This window comes from Bacillus sp. SIMBA_005 (assembly GCF_046535585.1).
Lineage (GTDB): Bacteria > Bacillota > Bacilli > Bacillales > Bacillaceae > Bacillus > Bacillus pumilus.
On the sequence record NZ_JAWRWI010001201.1, the window covers coordinates 1 to 234 of the forward strand.

1 protein-coding gene is annotated in these 234 nt (G+C 29.1%); it reads left to right on the forward strand.

Annotated elements, in window-relative coordinates; all coding sequences use genetic code 11:
• Positions 1-119: 119 nt before the first annotated feature.
• Positions 120-234, forward strand: a 115-nt coding sequence (gene comX, locus SB660_RS23895) for a competence pheromone ComX (protein WP_410585100.1), incomplete at its 3' end; no start/stop codon positions are given.

The following is a 234-nucleotide window of genomic DNA, read 5'->3' on the forward strand; positions in this document are numbered from 1 at the left end:
GTTTTGAAACATTTGTCGTTAAAAAAATTAAAAAGTAAGATATTTGAATTGGAGATAGAAAGAAATAAAACGGAAGCTTTATTAAATGCGATTGTTAATTTAGAGGAGGATGAAAAATAATGCAGGAAATTGTAGGATACTTAACCAAAAATCCAGAAGTTTTAAATAAAGTGATTGAAGGAAATGCTAGTCTGATCGGAGTTAGCCAGGATCAAACAGATTGTGTTATAAATG